This is a genomic window from Mycobacterium sp., assembly GCF_035603715.1.
In the GTDB taxonomy this organism is placed as follows: domain Bacteria; phylum Actinomycetota; class Actinomycetes; order Mycobacteriales; family Mycobacteriaceae; genus Mycobacterium.
This window is the reverse complement of sequence record NZ_DATNJW010000358.1, coordinates 1-2,596: the sequence shown is the minus strand read 5'-3', so window position 1 is coordinate 2,596 and position 2,596 is coordinate 1. Positions and strand designations below refer to the sequence as shown.

Sequence of the window (2,596 nt, the reverse complement as noted above, 5' to 3'; positions counted from 1 at the left end):
CAGCATCCTGACCAGAGCACGCTGGGTGTTGCCCCGCACGATCGAGTCGTCGACGACGATGAGCCGCTTGCCGCGGATGACTTCCTTGAGCGGATTTAACTTCAACCGGATTCCGAGCTGGCGGATGGTCTGCGACGGCTGGATGAACGTGCGCCCGACGTAGGCGTTCTTCATCAGCCCTTGCCCGTAGGGGATGCCGGATTCCTGCGCATAGCCGACGGCGGCCGGGGTGCCGGATTCCGGGACGCCGATCACCAGGTCGGCGTCGATCGGGGATTCGCGGGCCAGTCGTCGGCCGATCTCCAGCCGGGCGCCGTGCACCGACCTTCCGGCGATTGTGCTGTCCGGCCGCGCCAGGTAGACGTACTCGAAGATGCAGCCCTTGGGCTCGGGGTTGGCGAAGCGCGTCGACCGGACGCCGTCGGCGTCGATCGCCAACAGCTCGCCCGGCTCGATCTCGCGGACGAACGACGCGCCGACAATGTCCAGCGCAGCGGTTTCCGACGCGACCACCCAGCCGCGATCCAGCCGTCCCAGACACAGCGGCCGCACACCCCATGGATCGCGCGCGGCGTACAGGGTGTTCTCGTCCATGAACGTCAGACAGAAGGCGCCGCGAACCGTCGGCAACAGTTGCAGCGCGGACTGTTCCAAGCTGGAGTCGGCCGCGCCGTGCGCCAGCAGCGCGCCCAGCATGTCGGAGTCGGTGGTGGCCACACCCGGGACCTTGCTATTGAGCAGTCCGGCTTCACGGGCGCGCGTGACCAGTTCGGCGCTGTTGACCAGATTGCCGTTGTGCCCCAACGCCACTCCGGTGCCCGCCGCGGTGGTACGGAAGACCGGCTGGGCGTTCTCCCAGGTGGGCTGGCCGCTGGTGGAGTACCGGGTGTGCCCGACCGCGACGTGGCCCTCCATCGCCGCCAGCGTCTGCTCCTCGAAGACCTGACTGACCAGGCCGAGATCCTTGAACACCAGCACCTGCGAACCGTCTGCGACCGCGATGCCGGCGGCTTCCTGGCCGCGGTGTTGCAATGCGTAGAGGCCGTAGTAGGTCATCTTGGCGACTTCTTCGCCGGGGGCCCATACGCCGAATACGCCGCATTCTTCGCCGGGTGGGTTCTCGTCAGGTACGGGCTCTTGGACGGTCACGGTGCGGCGGCTCCCTGGCGGGCGGATGGTGACTCAGTGAAGTCTACGGAAACAGCGAGCGTGTTCACGAATTGATCCGGCGTGTTGCGCGATCTCGCAATCGATTTCCGCAGCTCAGGAGCCCCATAGCGTGCCAGGTGTCGCATATGCCACAGCGGTCCCTAGCTGGCTCAGTCGAGCGGGTTATCCCGCCGCCCGATCGTCGAGCGCCTGATACGCGGCGTTGTAGCCGGGAGTGAAGGTGATACCGGGGCCGCCGTGGCACCCGGCGCTTGCCAAATACAGCCCTTCGACCGGGATCGGCAGATCGATGAAGCCCTTGGGTCCGGGCCGGTTCGGCCCCATCAGGTCCGGGTGCAGCAAGCCGTGGCAGAAGTCGCCCGCCGGGGCGCCGAACATCGACTGCATGTGATACGGCGCGAACGTGATGTGCCGGATGACGATGTCCCGGAAGTTGGGCGCAACGCGGGTGATCTTCTCGATAACCCGTTGCGCCATCTCATTTTTCAGACGCCCATGCTGGTCTCGGCTGGCTTCGACGGGAAACGCATACGCATATGCGCTCGCGGCGTGCTTGCCGGGCGGCGCCAGGCCGGGGTCCATGCAGGACGGTATCTGCATGCCGAGCGACGGATTGTCGGGCACCAACCCGCGGGTGCACATCTCCCATTGGCGCTGTTGTTCTTCGGGCGAGCCGAAGATCCCGATGGACTGCTGCATACCGGGTTCGTTAAGCAGTTCGTAGGGCGGCGCGAACTCCGGCAGGCCGTCGAGAGCGAAATGCATTTGGATGAACGCCGCACGGTGGTCGCGACCACTCAGCCGGGCGATCAGATCCGCAGGCAGGTAGTCCGCGCCGACGAGATCGGTGAGAGTGAGGTCGGGCGCGAGGTTGGAGACCACGACGGGTGCGCTGATCGTCGACCCGTCGCGGAGTCGCACGCCGGTGACGCGGTCGTTTTCCACCAGGATCTTCTCGACTTTGGTCCGGAAGCGCATCTCGCCGCCACGGGAGACGAATAGCTCGTGCAGGTGTTCGGTGAGCGCTCCGATACCGCCGGCGAGCTTGGTCATCATCGCGGTGCTGTCGTCAGGCACTGCCAGCGCAAAGGCCAGGCAGGTCGCGCTGCCGGGGGTGTACGGACCGCGGTAGGTGGAGTTGACGGCCAGAAACGCGAGCATTCCGCGCATGACTGCGTGCTTTTCTCTGTCCGGCAGGTAGCGGTCGATGGCGTCCATCGCCGAGCCGAACAGCATCTGGTGAATGGCGGCACGTTCGGCTTCGTTGGCCGCGCAGGCATACATCTCGTCGAGCGACTTCGGCGGTGTGCGCACCTCGAATCGGCCCAGCGCTTTCCCGGGCCCTTGACTCCAGGCGATCAACTCGGCCATCCCCATGATCGCGTCCGCGCCGTGTTTCTCGCCGAGATGGGTCATCAGTTGCATC

2 protein-coding genes are annotated in these 2,596 nt (G+C 65.9%); both read right to left on the bottom strand.

Translation table 11 applies throughout. The features are described from left to right. Positions 1–1,149 (bottom strand): amidophosphoribosyltransferase (purF, locus tag VN856_RS14870; protein ID WP_325690307.1); only part of this gene is annotated, 1,149 nt, incomplete at its 3' end. Between the two features lie 183 nt (positions 1,150–1,332). Continuing rightward, the coding region (locus tag VN856_RS14865; RefSeq protein WP_325690306.1) for an NAD(P)/FAD-dependent oxidoreductase at positions 1,333–2,596 on the bottom strand (1,264 nt) is incomplete at its 5' end.